Annotated in this window: 1 protein-coding gene; it reads left to right on the plus strand. The window is 75.9% G+C overall.

What is annotated here, in order from left to right; all coding sequences use genetic code 11:
• Positions 1 to 163: 163 nt before the first annotated feature.
• The gene (cpt, locus tag GT045_RS13865) at positions 164 to 697 is read left to right on the plus strand and encodes a chloramphenicol phosphotransferase CPT (protein ID WP_345942642.1); all 534 of its coding nucleotides are present in this window, start codon (positions 164 to 166) and stop codon (positions 695 to 697) included.
• The last annotated feature ends 241 nt before the right edge of the window (positions 698 to 938 follow it).

Consider the following 938-nt stretch of genomic DNA (forward strand, 5'->3'; position numbering starts at 1 on the left):
CTGCCCTGCGCCCGGGGGCCGGGCGGGCGCGCCGACGACGGGGCACACGCCCCCTACCCACATGTGGCGTGCGCACGTGTGACTTGCGCACGTACCGCTTGCGTACGTACAGCTTGCGTACATGTGTTGCCCGGCGCGCCGGAAGGCTCCGTACCGTGGCACCGTGACGACTCAGGTGATCATTCTCAACGGTGGGTCCAGCGCGGGAAAGTCCGGGATCGTGCGCTGCCTGCAGACCGTACTGCCGGACCCGTGGCTGGCGTTCGGCATCGACTCGCTCGTGGACGCCCTGCCTCCGAAGCTGCGCGGCCCGGACGGCGGGATCGAGTTCGCCACGGACGGCGGCGTGCACGTCGGGCCGGCCTTCCGGGCGCTGGAGGCGGCCTGGATGGAAGGCGTCGCGGCGACGGTCCGCGCGGGCGCGAGGGTCGTCGTCGACGACGTCTTCCTCGGCGGAACGGCCTCCCAGGAGCGGTGGCGCAAGGCCCTGGGCGGCCTGGCCGTGCTGTGGGTGGGCGTCCGGTGCGAGCCCGCGGTCGCCGCGGGACGGGAGATCGCCCGGGGAGACCGGGCCGAGGGCATGGCAGCGGCCCAGGCCGACCTGGTGCACGCGGGGGTCCGGTACGACCTCGAAGTGGACACGACCCGCGCCGAGTCCCTGGAGTGCGCCCGGACCATCGCCGCCCACATCGGCTGACGCCGCCGCCCCGGACCGCTACCGTCCCGGATCCCCGGGGGTCCGCCCGGATGCCGGGTCCGACGCCGTGAGGCCGCCCGGTGCCGGGAGCCGGTCCGGCCACCCCGCACCCGGGCCGGCCGGTCCGGGTACGGGGTGGCCGGACCGATACGGAGACGTCCGGGCCGCGTCGGCGTACGAAAGGCCCGGGACGAACACCGGCTGCGGCACCGGCGGCCGCGGGGCCGCGGCGGTGCGCTGC

Source organism: Streptomyces sp. SID486 (assembly GCF_009865385.1).
Taxonomy (GTDB): domain Bacteria; phylum Actinomycetota; class Actinomycetes; order Streptomycetales; family Streptomycetaceae; genus Streptomyces.